The following is a 15,577-nucleotide window of genomic DNA, read 5'->3' as shown; positions in this document are numbered from 1 at the left end:
CTGCGAAGCCACCCACATCTTGCAAAAGTTGTGACGTGGAACATACGACGCGCCCGGTTACGCGTCAATTACCTTCGGTGTGCACAAAATTAACTCAAGTTACCAACTAGTAGCTTGATCTTCCGCTGAACCATGTTGCCCAAGTGAAACATTCACTTTTGAAGGATTCACTTCCGAGCTACTCATGCACCCGCCGCGCGCCGATCCGATCGATCCGCTCCCGCCCCCACGCACCCAGCGGCTCCAGCGCGGCGTTCAGCGCGACACCGATCTCGGTCAACCGGTACTCCACCCGTGGCGGCACTTCCCGATAGACGGTCCTGTCGACGATGCCATCCTCCTCCAGCTCCCGCAGCTGCTGGATGAGCATCTTCTCCGAGACGCCGGGCAGCCCCTTGCGGAGCTCGCCGAAGCGCCGAACCCGGTGGTTGTCCAACTCCCAGAGAATCAGCGCCTTCCACTTGCCACCGACGACATCCATCGCCGCATCGATCCCGCAGAAGTACGGCCCCGACCGCTTCGAGCCCATCGTCCACCCTCTCCACCTGTTAACAAACCAATCGGTAAGTACCCCACAAAATAGTAGGTACTTGCCCGCCCGCCGGTCGTCGAGCACTCTTGATTTCAGCGCGCTGACCAGGATTTTCTCGACCTCAAAGGAGCTGAACCCGCAATGGCGGAGACCACGAAGACCCCGGTGACCATCCTGGGACTCGGCGCGATGGGGCAGGCGCTCGCCGCGACCTTCCTGAAGGCGGGGCTGCCGACCACCGTGTGGAACCGCACCCCCGGCAAGGACGCCGACCTCCGCGCCGCCGGAGCCACGAGCGTCGCCACCATCGCCGAGGCGATCGACACCGACGGCCCGATCATCGCCGTACTGCTCGACCACGCTTCGGTGCACGCCACCCTCGACCCGGTAGCCCACCGACTGGCCGGACGGCAACTGATCAACCTCACCAGCACCGCCCCCAACGAGGCCCGCGAACTCGCCGCCTGGGCGGCCCGCCACGACTGCGACTACCTCGACGGCGGCATCATGGCGATACCACCCATGATCGGACAGCCGGGTGCGTCCATCCTCTACAGCGGCTCACGGACGGTCTTCGACGCACACCACGAATCCCTCGAATTACTCGCTGCCGCAGAATACTTGGGCGACGACGCGGGCCTCGCCTCGACCTACGACTTCGCCCTGCTGGCGGCCATGTACGCCATGTTCGGCGGCTTCCTGCACGGCGCGGCCATGATGCGGTCGGTCGGCGTCCCCGCCGCCGAATTCGGCCGGCGAGCCGCCACATGGCTCAGCGCGATGACCCAATCCTTGCCGCACCAAGGCGCCGTCATCGACACCGCCACCTACACCGACCCCATCCAGTCCATCGCCTTCCACAAAGCCGCACTCGACGCGATCAACCGCGCCAGCCGCGACGCCCACGTCACCCTCGACTTCGTCGCCCCCTTGAAAACCCTCCTCGACCGCCAAGTGGCCGACGGTCGAGGAGCCCTCGGCTTCGAACGCACTTTCGAAGAACTTCTCTGATCCCCCGCGTGGGCCGCACTCCTTCCACCGGTGCGGCCCACACGCCCTTCGCCCGCAAACGCTCAAGAATCCGCAGGTCAAGCCGCGATTTGGTCCACACGGAGATGATCCGATAATCTTGCTGGGCACACCGGTCCGGGTGGCGGAATGGCAGACGCGCTAGCTTGAGGTGCTAGTGCCCTTTATCGGGCGTGGGGGTTCAAGTCCCCCTCCGGACACAGACACTACGCACACGGGTGGTTGTGGAGCAGTTTCTGCCACGACCACCCGTTTTTCGTGGTCGTAGGTGAGCTTCAGGCCGAGTTGCCGGTAGACCTCGAGTTTGTCGGTGGGGTCAGCTGCCTTCAGTATGTGAACCAGGCCGCCCAGTGAGGTCACAAGCTGGTGGATCTCCTCCTTGTTCAAGTGGTGATCCGACCGTTGCTCGGCTTCCAGCGCGGTGAGCTGTGCAGCGGTGGCCTGGCGTTCGCGCTGAACTTGTTGGGTCCAGCTCGCCACAAGGGCCGGGTCGGTGCCCGCTTCCAGTGCTGCTCGGTACCGGGACAGTTTGCGGTCGTGTTCGGCAAGCGATCGTCGTGCACTCTCGATGGCCGGTGTCTTGTCGGTCTGGGCGTCTTCGAGCATGGTCAGCGAATGCTCGATCCGGTCGGGGTGGAAGATGTCGGCCATCCATGAATCGATCGGGGCGCTGAGCTGGTCTTCGCGCAGGTAGACGGTCGTCGGGTGGTCGATCTTGTTGGCGAGGGCGTACTCGGAGGGATACCGGCAGCGGTAGTGCGGCAGCCCGTGGTTCCAGTTGCCTTGCATGCGGCGTCCGCAGGCGTCGTGGAACAACAGTCCCTTGAAGGCGTACGGGTGCTGGCGGCGGGTAGTGGTCCTGCCCGTCGACTGCGGGCCTCGGGCGGCGAGCCGAAGTTGTGTCTGCTCGAAGACGTCCTTGCTGATGAGCGCGCCATGGGCAGGTTGGTCGGAGTAGACCCACTCCGTCTTCGCGTTCCACGCCAAGCGGGTGTGATGGCCCAAGGCGACGTCATCGACGTCGATAAGGGACTCCTGCTTGCGCTGTTTGTTCCACACCTCGTAGCCGGTGTAGCGCGGATTGCCCAGGATCGCGCGCACCGCGCTCTTGGACCACGCGGCGCCGGAGCGATGGCTGTTGCGCCTGCGGTCGTAGGCCGACGGGCACAAGATGTTCTCGGCGGTCAGGCGTTGCGCGATAGCGAAAATCCCTATGCCGGACAAGTACTCGCTGAAGATCCGCTGCACCACCGGCGCGGTGACAGGGTCGGGTTCAAGGGTATGTAGCCGTTTACCGTCGGCGGCTTTGCCCGGATTCGGATGAGGCCCGGCGTCTGCGAGACGATACCCGTAGGGTGGTCGGCCGCCGAGGTAGCGGCCCTCGACCTGCGCTTGCGCGGCCATGGCGGCGCGGACGCGGATCTTGATGCGGTTGCGTTCGCCTTTGGACATGCCGCCGAACACCGACATGATCAGATCGTGTGCTTCGGAGTCCGGGTCGATCGGGCCGCCGACCTCCGGCACCCACAGTTGCACGCCGTAGTGGACGAAGACCGGAAACGTCAGCCTGAACTGGTTGCCGTAGAACGCGCGCTGCGGTTCCCCGATCACGACCGCGTCGAACCCTCGCTCGGGCTCTTTGAGCAGCTCGAGCAACCGCCCGGCTGCGGGGCGGCGCTTCCACGGAATCGACCGCGACTGCCCGATGTCGAAGAACTCCGCGACGATCTGCCCGTGCTGACCGACCAGAGCGTTCGCTCGTCCGAGCTGCCAGTTGCGAGACGCTTCCGGATCTTGCTGGTCTTCGGTGGAGACCCGCCCGGCGAAAGCGAACCTGATCATTGCTGCGATTCCTCCTGCTGGTTGAGAAAGACATCGGTGTTCGGTGACGACCGCGCCGCACCGCCCCATCCTCGGGAGTTGTGGCGGAGGAAGTCGGCCGTGGATTCGATGCTGGAATCGGTCGGGGACTATCGACAGTCTCGCCACGAGTCTCGCGGACATGTCGGAGGATAATCTCCAGCAACACTTTAGGGCTACGGCGTTCAGCTCAGGCGGGCCGCCCGGGGCGAAGACTGTGAGGTCCTTCGTGCAGCTTCGGGCAGCGTCATCATGAGCGTTGCCGCGATCAGAGCGCACGGCGCACGTCCTCGACTATGGTCGCCAACTGGCGGCTGTCCGTTGATGATCCGCATCTCGTTCTGCACCGATCGCGAGCCCCGTGCGTTCGGGCGTGGCTATCCCTCCGCCGAGAACCAAAGACCGATGCGCTGGGGCGAGTAGTCGTGAACGATAGCGGCGCGGGCGGCAAAGGCCCAGGAACAGCTCGGGCGCCAAGAGGGTCAGTAGAGAGCTGACCGTGGAGATCGAAGGGCATGGTTCCTCCAGGCCTGCCGATTCTCCCGCCTTCTATGAAAGCCGACTCCCGGTGATTTCGCTACCACCTGTGGGCGAAGGTGCGCCTGAGCATCGGCAGACTTGAATTCGCGACAGCCAGCCGGACGTTTCGCTCTCTGCTCGCATCAACGGAAGAAGTAGTTGCTGCGCAATAGAATTCGCTGCACCTGACGCTCAGCTATTTCGCCGCATCCGTTGGAAATTCGGCGGGTTCCACTGGAACCTCAATCTGAGAAGAGTGCGGCTGGCTGAGCTTAGTTACCACCGGTCGATCCACCAGCTCGCCGTCGCTCCCGCGCTCGGCGTAGTGCTCGGAGATCCAGATTGTTCGATGCTTCCCCAACGATGGATACCATTGACGCCGGTAGTGGCCCCGAACACGCCATTTCAGCGCCTCCAGATTTACCGCTGCCCGAGGTTCACTGTCATGGTGACCGACGGGTTTCGCGGTGTACCGCACCACCACAGCAGGACGAGGCCGACGCGCACCGCCGAGGGACGGCACACGCCGTGTCCGTGGCCCCGTCGGTGCTGCCGCCAACAGCCGCGTCAAACGCCCCAGCTCCTCCACGCCCTTCGTGGTCCCATAGGAGTCCGCCACTCCGGTTTCCCGGTCGATCCTCACCATCGACCACATACTCTTGTTCAGGTTCGGATTACGTAGACGTCGACACAGCGTAGCTATCGGAATCCGTACGATATCCACGTATGTGCCGGTATCCCGCCACGCCAGCAGCACCCCATGCGTTGTCTCCACATCCCCTACCGCGAGCAGCACGCCGCACGTCGACGGCAGCGCCATGTCCCATCCGGCGCACCGCGCGGCGTCAGACAGGATCGCCTGTCCTGCAAGCCCATCTGCGAAGTACAAATCATGGTCGCCATCCGGGTCGACCAATACCCGACCGGCGGTGGCGACTGCCTGCGCCCAGTAAAGCATCGACCAGTTCTGGGCCAACAACGTCATGTACGGACCTGGTGCGACCACCCCGTAGCTGCGCGCCGCATCCGACAGCAATCTGCCGATCCGAGCCCCATCCGAGTCCAGGTAGATACGGCTCTGCTTTTCCAACAACAGCGCAGGAGCGAGCACATCCAACTCATTCCGCGCCCGCCGCGTTATTACCTCCACCACTTGCGGCATCGACTCGGCGGTGAGCATCGCGGAGGTGATGCTATCGACAGGAACCGTCAACAGCTTGGCGTTGACCACCGCCTTCACCGGCCACGGCGTCCGGTCCTCGACACCGTGGCGCCTGGCCAAGGTATACGCCACACGGGCAACCGGCTTTCCGGCGGCGAACTCGTCCCGCACAGTCTGCCGTTTGACCAACTGCGGCGCTCCTCGACCTCGAACACCGCGCTCCCTACTTGGGAGTGCCTGCTCCGACACCGCTGTATCCAACGACAACGACGGCAACCTCGGCAACGCCTTCCGCAGTTCTGCCAGCATGTCCAACCAATGCGGTTGGTCGAACAGATCCTGGCGCCCATCCACGACGTCCGCCCTCTGATGCTCCGAGCCGCCCCGGATGATCACCTCGGCGAACACGGCTGCCCGAGCCGACTCCGCCTGACCGACACTCACCATCGTTCGTTACCCAGTCCTTCGACGTTCCCCCCACATAAAACCATCTACCGTCACCTCGGACCTGCCTGAGCGCGAAACTACCTTGCGGCTCATACCAGCTGAAAATTTCACTGCCTACCAGTGCACAGACCGAACTTCGCTGGATTTTCGGCGATCGCTGCCGGAACCCTCTGACGGTGTCGGGCGCGTCCCCGTGCACCCGCCTCAGCCTTCCCACGGGCACGGAGTCCATCTCACCACCCAGACTGCATCCTCAGAACCCGCAAACTACATCCAAACTCTGCAACACCCGAAGCTATCCCCGCACACCGCAAACAATCTGCGAACAAGACGACCAAACTTAAGGTGAGCCCTACTATCACAATCCGTCACACCTCATGCTCTCTGGTCGCGGAAACATCACGGCCACTTCGCAGTCGGGGCGCGTACGGTGGGTTGTGTGATGTCACTGGCGAAGCTCGGCAGTGGCGACGGCTACACCTATTATCTCCGCTCGATCGCCACGCAGGACGTGAACGATCGCGGTCCGCAGGACCTTTCGACCTACTACAGCGAACGCGGCGAATCCCCCGGTCGCTGGCTGGGTTCCGGCCTGCCGAACGTCGGTATCGAGGCCGGTGAGGCGGTGACCGAAGCGCAGATGCGGGCGTTGTTCGGTCACGGCCTGCATCCGAACGCCGAGGTGATGATCGCCGCCGAAGTAGAAGCCCGCGCCGCAGAAGGCATCTCGCGACGCACGGCGCGGGCGCACGCGGTACACCTGGTAAGGCTGGGTGCTCCATTCACGAAACACGTGGCCGCGGAGTACTCCTACCGCTACGAGCGGGCCCACGCATATGCCGCCTACAACGCCGAGCACGGCCGCGTCCACTACGCCCCGATCCCCGCTGAGGAGCGCAGCCGCATCACCACCGACGTTGCTGGGCGCATGTTCGCCGAGGAATATGGCCGCCCACCCCGCGATGACGGGGAATTGTCGGGCTGGGTGGCTCGCGCCAGCCGGACGCCGTCGAAGCGGGTCGCCGGGTTCGACCTCACGTTCTCGCCGGTCAAGTCGGTGTCGACGTTGTGGGCGCTGGCGCCTCGCGAGGTGTCGGAGAAGATCGAGGCCGCCGTCGATGCCGCCCTGCGCGATGTCCTGGCCTATCTGGAGGAGCACGCGGTGTTCACCCGGGTCGGTCGGCACAGCCGCCGCCAAGTCGACGTCGTCGGTGGCCTGATCGCCACCGCTTTCCAGCACCGCGATAGTCGCGCGGGTGACCCGAATCTGCACGTCCACGTGGTGATCTCGAACGCGGTCAAACGCCACGACGGGCAGTGGGGTGCACTCGACGGCAGGATGATCTACCAGCACAACGTCGCCGCCTCCGAGCTGTTCAACACCCGGCTGGAGCACTACCTCGAGCAGTCCCTCAACGTGCAGTTCGCCGAACGCCACAGCAGCAGCCGACGCCGGCGCGGGAAGCGGCCGGTGCGGGAGATCGTCGGCGTCCAGGAGCGCCTGGCCGAGGAATGGTCGAAGCGGTCAGCCGCCGTGGACGCCGAGCTGACCACCCGCACCACGCGGTTTCAAGCCGAGCGTGGCCGCGAGCCAACACCGGCTGAACTGCACGACCTCGCCCAAGAAGCCACCTTGAAAACCCGCGGCCACAAGGTGGCGGCCCGTTCGCGTGCTGAGCAACGCGCTGAATGGCGACGTGATGCCGTGCAACTGCTCGGCGGTGAGAGCGCGGTCGATGCGATGGTCGCGACCGCACTGGGACAGCCGATCCCGCAGCGGGAGGTCACCGACGCCGCGTGGGTGGCCGCGACCGCCGCACGGGTCGTGGAGGTGGTCTCCGATTCCCGGGCGACCTGGCAATTCCGCCACATTCGCGCCGAAGCCACCCGCCAGCTGCGCGGCAGCATCAGTCCGGCCGACTGGCACACTCTCATCACCCAGGTCACCGACGCCGCCTTGAGCGAGCCGCGGTCGATCGCCCGCGGCACACCAGAGGCCGAAGACATCGCACCGACCGTCGAGGCATTGACCCGCCGCGACGGAACCAGCCAGTTCACCACCTCCGGCTCCCAGCTCTACACCAGCCCACAGATCCTCGCGGCCGAGGAACGCCTGATCGCGGCGAGCCTGCTCCAAGGAGGGCGCACCACCCCGGCGGCCGCGGTGGATGCCGCGATCATCGAGCACGCCGCCAACAACAACGGCCAGATGCTCAACGACGGCCAAGTCCAGTTGCTGCGCGAGTTCGCCACCTCCGGACGCCGGTTACACGTCGCGATCGCCCCAGCCGGGACCGGAAAGACCACCGCCATGGCCGCGCTGGTGCGCGCCTGGACCACCGAAGGCGGCACCGCGCTCGGGCTGGCACCGGAAGGACCAGCCGCCGGTGTCCTCGGCAGCGAGATCGGCGCGGACTCCAAGACCGTAGACATGCTCGTCACCGTGATCAACGACATCCAGTCGGGCGAGCGGGCCCTCGACGACGCACCGGACTGGGTGCGGGCGATCGGACCCCGCACCCTCGTAGTACTGGACGAGGCCGCGAAAACACCCACTCTGAAACTGGATTCGACCGTGTCCTGGCTGATCGAACGCGGGGCCAGCGTGCGCGCGGTCGGTGATGACCGACAACTGTCCTCCGTGCAGGCCGGAGGAGTGATCCGCGACATCGTCCACCACGCCGGCGCCGCCACCCTCACCAGCGTCGTCCGCTTCGACAACCCGAGCGAGCGCGCCACCAGCCTCGCCCTACGCCACGGCGATACGGCCGCGATCGCGTTCTACACCGACCACGGCCGCGTCCACGTCGGCACCCTCGGCGCCGTAGTGCACGCCGCGTACCGGGCCTGGCGGGTCGACTACACCCAAGGCCTCGACGTCGCGCTGCTGGCGCCGACCAACGAGCTGGTGCGCCAGCTCAACGCCCTCGCCCGCGACGAACGCCTCCGCCGCGAAGGCCTGCAGGGACCGGAAACGCTGCTGTCGGATGGGCTTTCGGCCTCGATCGGGGACATCATCACGACCAGGGAGAACAACTATCGGCTGCGGATCTCGCAAACCGATCACGTCCGCAACGGCTACCGCTGGAAGGTCCGTGCCGTCTACCCGGACGGTCGGATCACCGTTACCCACATCGGATCCGGCCGCAAAGTCACCCTGCCCACCGCTTACGTGCGTGAATGCGTCGAGCTCGGCTACGCCCGCACGATCAACTCCGCGCAAGGGCTGACCACCGACACCTGCCATGGCGTGCTGACCGGCAGCGAGGACTGCTTCCAGCTGTATGTACTGGCCACCCGCGCCCGTGCCTGCGGACACCTCTACCTCGCCACGGCAGGCGACGGCCAGGACGCTCCCGCCGAAACGTGGAACGCGCTGCACCCACCGACCGCGATCGACATGCTCACCCAGATCATCGGCCGCGACGGCGGCCAAGTCTCCGCGACCACCCAGGCCCGCCAAACCTCCGACCCGCGGCGGCAGTTCGCCGGAGTCGTCGACGCCTACCTCGAGGCACTCGCCACGGCCGCCGACGCGCGCCTCGGCAACGAGCACCACGCCGTCGTCACCGCGGCCGCTGAACGACTCATGCCTGGCCTCACCGACGAGGCGGCGTGGCCGGTGCTGCGCCAGCACCTGGCCATGATCGCCCTCACCGGGCGCGACCCTATCACCGCGCTCACAGACGCCGTCACCGCGCGGGAACTCGACACTGCCGACGACAAAGCCGCCGTACTCGTGTGGCGCATCGGCAATCGAACTATCGACGGCGGCCCGCTGGGATGGATACCGGTGATCCCGCCGGTGCTGCGCGACGACTGCGACTTCGGCGAACACCTGCGGGTACGCGCGGCGCAGATCAAGGACCTTGCCGCCCAAATCGGCGCTACGACCCACACCTGGAGACCCGAAACTGCACCAGTGTGGGCGCGACTGCTCGTCGAACGCGATCCGAACCTCACCGCCTTACTCGCCATCTGGCGGGCAGCACACGCGGTCCCTGACCACGACCGCCGCCTGACCGGACCGGTGCAATACCCAGTTGACGAACGCCGCACCCAGCTCCATCTGGATGCGGCAGTGCGGTCGCGTCTCAGAGACCTCGACACCAACACCCGCCGCTGGGCAACGCTCGCCCAAGAAGTCGACAAACGGATAACGACTGACCCGTATTGGCCACAACTGGCCGAGGAGCTGTCCCATGCCGCCGACACCGGCCTGGACGTAGCGACTGCCGTCCGCACCGCCGCCGCGCAGCGCCCGTTACCGGATGAACAGCCCGCCGCCGCGCTGCGCTGGCGACTGGTCGAAACGCTCGACGACCCGCAGCGCCGCCGCGCCGACCAACTCGCCCGCGCGGTCTCTGAATTCCGGGTCGATCAGTGGCGCCGCATGAGCGATCGGGAACTGGAAGACGAGATCCATTCTGCTCGGCGCGATTTCGATCTCGACCCGATCCTGGACATGGGTCTCATCATCGAACGTAGCCAGCGATCTGAGCGCGGCAGCGACGCCGACGCTGTACGCCGCGCTCACGCCGAACTCGATCAACACGCGGCAGCGATCCGCACCGCCCGCACCGCACAGGCCGCAGTCGCGGCCGCCGAACACGCCCTCACCCTCGCTCACTGGCAACAGGCGACCGCGCGGAACAACCCACCAAAGATGCCCTGGTGGCGAACCAACACAGCGTCCGCACGCACCGCCCGCGCGGAGCACGCTTCCCACCTCGACTACCTGCGCCGAGTCCTCAACGACGCTGAACAAGATCTGCTTGCCGTCCGCGAGACCGCCCGGCGCGCCCGAGCCGCCGTGCCCCTCGCGCACGATGACTGGAATTCCACCGTCCACCGTGCCGACAACCACGCCGCTCGCGCCGCCGAACTGGCCGCCGCATTCCACAGCGACAGCGCCTTCGCATGCAAGCTGGCGCAGGCAGAACAACGCGCGCTTCGCGAGAAGCGCCAACTCGACGACGCGTTCATCGAACACCAACGCCGCGCACAGCTGACACCGCAGCAACGCGACCTCGAAGACAGGGCTCGCCGCCATCTCGACCTCAATACGCACCACGGACCGGCATTTGCGCAGCCAACAGCCCCTACCGGGACCGGGGCGAGCCGTGAAGAGCCATTCGACACTCCGGAAATAGGCACTGACTACGAATACAGCCACTACGACTACGACTACGGACCGTAGTACTGCTGCTTCAGCGCCGAGCACACCGAGCTGGTAGTCGCTCGGCCTGACCACCGCGATGGTCGCCGAGTACGACACACGAGATTACGACACCCCCTGCCAGACTGCGGCTTTGTCCCCGGTTTGCAACGATCGGATCCGATGTCGCAGTTCTTCGGCCGCCGCGGGCTTGGTCGGCGCGAGACGGATGTAGGCACCGAGGGAATGCAGTTCGGTGATGTTGCGCAGCAGGGCCCATCCGGGCCAGTCGAGAAGGTCGTAGCCGTAAGCCGCTGCGAAGCGTGCCCGCTCATGTTGTGGTTGGTGGAAGTGATCGGGCAACCCGTTCACCAGGTCGAGTTCGCGTGGTCCGATGCTGCATTGGTCCCAGTCGATCAGTACCCAGTCACCGTGATCGCAGACGGCGTTCTCGCTGTGGACGTCGACATGCACCAGGCCCTCCCCGAGCGGGAATTCGGTCTGGGTGAACTGGCCGACCAGTGCCTCGGCGCGGGCGCGCAGCCACGCGCGGTCAGAGTCGGTGAGTGCGGGTGTCGTCCGCTCGTCTTCAAGGGCCAGGGCTTCGAACAGCCGCCGCAGCGGCTGGTATCGCGGCACGGGGAACGGCGGCCGCGCCACCGAGTGCAGGCGCCGCACAAGTGTGCCGAGGTCGGCCGGGCCCGGCCGACCTGGTGAGGGGCGGTAGGGCCAGAACGTGGCGATCGCGCCGCTGACGGTGACTGGCTGGATTCCCGACGCTGGAGTGAGGGCGATGCGTTGGGCTTCGGCTGCCAGCCACCGGGTGACGGCGACGGTGGTGTGAGCGCGCTCGCGCCGGTATGCGGTGTCGGGTGCCAGGCGCACGACGAGGTCAGCGTGCGGTAGCAACCACACTGCGTTCGACCGATGATGCAGCAGTTGCGCGTCGCGGTCGTCGACGCCGAACTCCTGACAGGCGGCGCGCACGGCCGCGCGGCCGGGAAGCTGGCTGTCGGTGGTCATGAGGCGGCAGAGGCGAGGACTGCCCGCAGATCGCTGCGCAATTCAGCGACGATCGGATTGCTGTCGTGCTGGGTGGCGATGGTGTCCAGGTCGCGGAGGCGGACGTAGCAGCGGGGTGACGACAGCTCCGTGATCGCCGTGATCGCCTCGCGCCCGTGTCGGATGGCTGATTCGAAATCACCCGCTTGCAGACAAGCGCCGGCAAGGGTGGGCAAGGCCACGGCGCGGCTGCGCGCATGTTCGCTGGAGTGTCCACGGATCGCGGTCGACAGACGCTCGACCGCCGATAGCGCGAATCCGGGGTCGGAGAGCGACAGCAAATACATCGCATGGCCGTGTTGAGCGGCGATTTCCGCGGGCGTCACGAACCATGCCCAGAAGGGTGCGGTGTCGGGTTCAGCTGCGGCGTAGCGGTCTTCGGACAGTCCCAGGGCGCGCTGGGTGGCTGCGGAGTCGTTCAGGGATGCCCAGCCCCACCCCATTACCGTGGCGATGTACCCGGCGGTGATGGTGCTGACCGGATGGCGCCTATTGGCGGCAGTTGATGAGGCGAGCTGCACGAATTTCAGTGCTTCATCAGGCCGTTTCAGGTGCAGGGACTGGTGGGCGATGTCGAGCAGAATGCTGACCGTCAGGTCGGTGCTGCGCGGATGGTCTTCTCCACGGTGCGCGGTTTGCAAGGCGTATGTCCACAGTTTGCGGGCAGAGTCGTGTTCTTCGATGTCGTAGGCCAGCCAGCCGGCCATGCTCGCCAGGTCGGCCGTAGCGATCCACAGACGTGTTCGAACGTCCGAGGCGCATGCGGCGCCTTCCAGGGCGCGGACTTGGTGCAATTGGGTAAGTGCCGCGGTCCGGCAGAGTCCGCCGCCGTGCGCGAGGTCCCATCGCCGGAATCCTTCGGTGATGGCTTCGATCGCGTCGATGTCAGCGGATCCGATGTGTGGTCGGGTGACTGGCTCGAGCCGGTCAGGGAGGATGCTGCCCAGCCGGTCGAGCTGCGGGTGAAGATGGGAACCGAGTGCGGCTGCGGTTGCCAGGGTGATGAAGTCTCTACGTTCCACCCACGTCACCTCCTCGCGGGCCAGATTACTCGCAGTCCCGGAGCCGAACCCGAGCAGCGAAGCGGGAATCGCGAAGGTATCGGCGATTCTGGCGACCAGCTTGGCGCTGGTCAGACGGCGTTCTCCGCGTTCGACGGCCGACACTCTGGACTGTGTGAGGTCGAGCAACGCGGCCAGCTGAAGTTGAGAGAGGCCGGTTGCTTCGCGAATCGAGATGAACACGACGCTGAAGTCGTGGTCCGCCAGCGCCGCGCGGACCGTGGGATCGTCGAAGAAGTCAGCGGTGAGCGCGTGCTTGAACCCGGCAGCGCAGGCGCAGTCGGCGCAGAGGTTTCCGGCGTGTTTTGTGGGCAGCGCCGTGCAGCATGTGCGGCAGATACGTCCCCCAGTATTCATATCTCACCTCAGTCAGTTGACCGCAGTTTGTCTCACAGTATGCGGTGGATTGGCTGTCAACGTGCACAAATAACCCCGTCGCCTGATCCCAGCCAGTTGTGTGCGATGCGCAAGCCCCAGTGGGGCTAGTCCCGTCGGGCGTTGGGACGGCAAACCGCGGCCGCGAATCTGGGACCAGCACCCGATGCCGGGGCATGCGGTCGACTCCCTTCCGCCCTTGCAAGTAATCAGCAACGGGCGGAGCCGGATTCGGGCGCGTACGACTGGGCCCGGCATCGGCGTGCCCACCCACCCACCGACTGTCAGGGAGCTGTCGTGAGAATTTCGCAGGACACACGAGATTTGTGGGCCGTGCAGTATCGCGACTGCGCGGTGGAGCCCATTGATTTGGATCTGGACCGCGCCCGCTTCATTCTCCACGCTCATGCCGCCCATGGCGGCGGATGTCTGCCCTATCTCGCGGCGATGGCCTACTCGTTCGGAACCGAGGTGTAGCCCGAGCATGTCCACCGAACGCCACACATCCATACTCACGCGTTCATCGCAGATGACAGCAGCTGTGCGACAGAATGTCTCGCTCTCCGGGCCGGATTCTCGGCTTCCTCGGATTCCGGACTGGCGCCAGCTCTGCGCGGCGTTCCGCCGCGTGACGGGCCACAACCCGGGCGACCATCTGATCACGCGGTGGGCGCAGGCGCTGGCGCATCTGCACCGCACACGCCGCGTAATCCCCGAACGCACGGCCGAAGTCGACCGCCGCCGAGACGATGTCGTCACGCTGATCGACAACTGGGTCAGCACCCACATTCAGCCACGACGCGGCACCGAACGCATAGGACCGGCAGTGGATGCTCTGGCCGCCGCGTACGTCGATGCCGAACTGACGTTGGCGGCTGTCGAGCACGCCTCCGAACCCGCCGTGCATGAGGCATGGATCCACGTCAGCGCCCTGGCTGTCGACTGGGCTGACCTGATTACCGAAGTCGTCGACGGCCAACCGCCCGCACCGCGGCCTACCGGGTCCACCACTCCGATACATCCCTAATCGAAAGGACACGCCAATGTTCACCCTCGCAAGAGATCCTCAGTTCATCGCCACCTGTCAGGCCGAAGACCTCGACCCTGACACCGCCGCCCGCCGGATCGAAAGCGGCACCCTGGTGTTCCTGCGGTCGCACGCGAGTCGGCACATGACGGCCTTCAAACCGCTGCTCGTCGGTGAGGACACCCGCCGCAAAGTCGCCGCTCTCGTCGGACTGGGGCCGCGTGACCGCGACCGGCAGACCATCGTGGAAAGCATGGCGGTCATCCTCGCCGCCGGTCCCGACGCTGTCATGGATCTGACCACCAATCCCGAAGGGGTGGCGCTGCGCGCGGATCTGAAGGAAGTCATGGGCGTACCGCTCGGCGCATGCCTGACATACGACCTGTTCGCTGATCCCCGGAAGAAGTTGAGTCGCAATGAATTCCTGGACCGATTCGAGCTCGGGTTGGCCGCCGGCGTCGACTTCGTCCTCATCCACGCAGGCATCAACCCTGCCCTCGTGCAGATGAGCGAGAAATCCGGCCGGATCATGCCCACGACCTCACGAGGCGGTGGGTTGCTGGCCCGCTACATGCGCATCCACCACTGCGACAACCCTCTGATCGAGTACTTCGACGGAATCCTCGACATCTGCCGCCGCCACGAAGTCGTCCTCGACCTCGGCGACATCTTCCGCCCCGGCGCCACCGCCGATGCGGGCGACGACCTGAAATGGCATGAGATCCACCTGCTGGCCGAACTCCGCAAAGACGCGTTGAACGCCGGAGTGCAGGTGGTGTGCGAAAGCGGCGGGCACATGCCGCTGCACCGGATTCCCGAACTGATCCCCGCCTACAAGGAAGCGCTCGGAGGTGCGCCGCTGTGGCTGGCCGGACCGATGGTCATCGACAACGGCGTCACCCTCGACGACACCGTCAACGCCCTCGGCGTCGCCGCGGCCGGACAGTGCGGCGGCGACATGTTCGCCTCCATCACCCACAACGAGCACTACGCCATGCCCACCGCGCCCGACACCGCAGCCTCCCTCCGCATGGTCCGTGTCGCCATCACAGCGCTCGACCTCGTGCGCGGCTGGAAACCCGAAATCGCACGGCAGCGCGCGATCAGCGTGGCCCGCCGCGCCAACGACTGGGACATCCAGCAAGGTCACGCCCTCTACCCCGGCCTGGCGGGCAACGCGTTCATCACCCACGGCCTGCGCAAAGGCGCGCCCTGCACCATCTGCGGATCACTGTGCCCCCACATCACCGCGAAAAAAGCGCACGAGGAAACACCCGTCCCCGCCCACCAGCCCGGACCCGTTCTGCTGCCCATGCCCACGCATTCCATCGAACCGGAGGCATGA

The 15,577-nt window shown here is 65.7% G+C and carries 9 protein-coding genes, 1 tRNA gene and 1 pseudogene; 6 read left to right on the top strand and 5 right to left on the bottom strand.

Translation table 11 applies throughout. The features are described from left to right. Window positions 1-178: 178 nt before the first annotated feature. A complete protein-coding gene (locus ACL03I_RS20285; RefSeq protein WP_355077950.1) occupies window positions 179-529 on the bottom strand; it encodes a winged helix-turn-helix transcriptional regulator in 351 nt (116 codons plus the stop codon). A 144-nt stretch (window positions 530-673) separates the two neighbouring features. On the opposite strand from ACL03I_RS20285, the gene ACL03I_RS20280 reads away from it, so the two are divergent. Together ACL03I_RS20280 and ACL03I_RS20275 are read left to right on the top strand one after the other, a co-directional pair. Continuing rightward, window positions 674-1,543 carry an NAD(P)-dependent oxidoreductase gene (locus ACL03I_RS20280; protein ID WP_412806692.1) on the top strand — a complete coding sequence of 290 codons (870 nt, stop codon included), beginning with the start codon at window positions 674-676 and terminating at the stop codon, window positions 1,541-1,543. A 133-nt stretch (window positions 1,544-1,676) separates the two neighbouring features. Beyond that, window positions 1,677-1,761: transfer RNA gene (locus tag ACL03I_RS20275), tRNA-Leu, on the top strand. Between the two features lie 694 nt (window positions 1,762-2,455). On the opposite strand, the pseudogene ACL03I_RS20270 reads toward ACL03I_RS20275, so the two are convergent. Together ACL03I_RS20270 and ACL03I_RS20265 are read right to left on the bottom strand one after the other, a co-directional pair. Then, window positions 2,456-3,403 (bottom strand): annotated as a pseudogene (locus ACL03I_RS20270) (recombinase family protein); the annotation flags it as partial. 733 nt (window positions 3,404-4,136) lie between these two features. Then, window positions 4,137-5,549 carry a hypothetical protein gene (locus tag ACL03I_RS20265; RefSeq protein ID WP_412806691.1) on the bottom strand — a complete coding sequence of 471 codons (1,413 nt, stop codon included), beginning with the start codon at window positions 5,547-5,549 and terminating at the stop codon, window positions 4,137-4,139. 442 nt (window positions 5,550-5,991) lie between these two features. On the opposite strand from ACL03I_RS20265, the gene mobF reads away from it, so the two are divergent. Further along, window positions 5,992-10,749, top strand: a complete 4,758-nt coding sequence (gene mobF / locus ACL03I_RS20260; RefSeq protein WP_412806774.1) for a MobF family relaxase — start codon at window positions 5,992-5,994, stop codon at window positions 10,747-10,749. Between the two features lie 84 nt (window positions 10,750-10,833). Here mobF and ACL03I_RS20255 read toward each other — a convergent pair whose 3' ends face one another. Together ACL03I_RS20255 and ACL03I_RS20250 are read right to left on the bottom strand one after the other, a co-directional pair. After that, a complete protein-coding gene (locus ACL03I_RS20255) occupies window positions 10,834-11,730 on the bottom strand; it encodes an aminoglycoside phosphotransferase family protein (RefSeq protein ID WP_412806690.1) in 897 nt (298 codons plus the stop codon). Further along, window positions 11,727-13,187, bottom strand: coding sequence for a helix-turn-helix domain-containing protein (locus ACL03I_RS20250; protein ID WP_412806689.1), 1,461 nt, complete (start codon window positions 13,185-13,187; stop codon window positions 11,727-11,729). Before ACL03I_RS20250 ends, ACL03I_RS20255 begins: the two co-directional genes overlap by 4 nt. 315 nt (window positions 13,188-13,502) lie before the next feature. Here ACL03I_RS20250 and ACL03I_RS20245 point away from each other — a divergent pair, with 315 nt between their 5' ends. The 3 genes from ACL03I_RS20245 to ACL03I_RS20235 all read left to right on the top strand — a co-directional run bounded on the left by ACL03I_RS20245 (window position 13,503) and on the right by ACL03I_RS20235 (window position 15,577). Beyond that, a complete protein-coding gene (locus tag ACL03I_RS20245; protein ID WP_195140879.1) occupies window positions 13,503-13,682 on the top strand; it encodes a hypothetical protein in 180 nt (59 codons plus the stop codon). A 151-nt stretch (window positions 13,683-13,833) separates the two neighbouring features. Next, window positions 13,834-14,232 carry a hypothetical protein gene (locus ACL03I_RS20240; RefSeq protein ID WP_412806688.1) on the top strand — a complete coding sequence of 133 codons (399 nt, stop codon included), beginning with the start codon at window positions 13,834-13,836 and terminating at the stop codon, window positions 14,230-14,232. 16 nt (window positions 14,233-14,248) lie between these two features. Next, window positions 14,249-15,577 (top strand): phosphomethylpyrimidine synthase ThiC, encoded by a 1,329-nt coding sequence (locus ACL03I_RS20235; RefSeq protein WP_412806687.1) that lies wholly within the window; start codon window positions 14,249-14,251, stop codon window positions 15,575-15,577.

The sequence above is a fragment of the Nocardia sichangensis genome (assembly GCF_047200615.1).
GTDB lineage: Bacteria > Actinomycetota > Actinomycetes > Mycobacteriales > Mycobacteriaceae > Nocardia > Nocardia sichangensis.
The sequence above is the reverse complement of the archived record's forward strand: the minus strand, read 5'-3'. Positions and strand labels throughout refer to the sequence as shown.